Source organism: Pontitalea aquivivens (assembly GCF_046507575.1).
Lineage (GTDB): Bacteria > Pseudomonadota > Alphaproteobacteria > Rhodobacterales > Rhodobacteraceae > Pontitalea > Pontitalea aquivivens.
Genome location: NZ_JBKFEY010000133.1, coordinates 1 through 365 on the forward strand (window position 1 = coordinate 1; position 365 = coordinate 365).

Sequence of the window (365 nt, forward strand, 5' to 3'; positions counted from 1 at the left end):
GGCCGCCTCCGGTTTCTTCAGATTGATCAACAGACTGGACTTGCTGCGGTTGGCGCTGCGGTGAATCGGGGCCAGCACGCCTCGATGACGTACCGCGTCGCCGGTCAATGGCTCGATTTTGATAACCTCCGCGCCGAGGTCGGCGAAGATCCCCCCTGCCATAGGTCCAGGCAGAAGGGCCGAAAAGTCCAGCAGCTTGACGCCGGCAAGTGGTCGCCAGCCCGCGCCATGAGAAACCGTCGGCCTAGATTGCATTGTCACTTCGATGCCTCTCCTCGTAATGCTGAAACGCTATCAACGACTGCTTCCCCTGGTTGCCAGTACGGCGCGCCCCGCGGCTTCCGGCGTGATGTTGACCATTCCGC

At 61.6% G+C, this 365-nt stretch carries 1 protein-coding gene; it reads right to left on the reverse strand.

All coding sequences use genetic code 11. The features are described from left to right. The coding region (locus tag ACK8OU_RS20505) for a CoA transferase (RefSeq protein ID WP_410305172.1) at window positions 1-255 on the reverse strand (255 nt) is incomplete at its 3' end. Window positions 256-365 lie beyond the last annotated feature (110 nt).